The sequence below is a fragment of the Bradyrhizobium sp. Kon56 genome, assembly GCF_055807635.1.
Map to the genome: position 1 here is coordinate 1 of NZ_JBVVOU010000512.1, position 256 is coordinate 256.

Here is a 256-nt window from a genome sequence, read left to right on the forward strand (position 1 = left end):
GAAACACCGGCGCCGACGGTGCTGCCGATGGCCGAGCCGGTGCTGCAGCCTGCTGTCGAGCCAGAGCCAGAGCCAGAGCACAAGCCGTGGCCGGAACTGCCGGTGGCTGAAGAGCTGGTGGCGCTGGTTGAGGATGTGCAGGTTGAGCACGTAACGCCGCCGAGTTCGTCGACCGGATCCTTGTCGATGGCCTGGGCGTACAGCATCTGGAGGTCGGCGACGACTTCCGTTTTGGTTGCGACCGCGTCGGCGATTT

1 pseudogene is annotated in these 256 nt (G+C 65.2%); it reads left to right on the forward strand.

What is annotated here, in order from left to right:
- Nucleotides 1-256: pseudogene (locus tag AC0L3B_RS39875) on the forward strand (hypothetical protein); the annotation flags it as partial.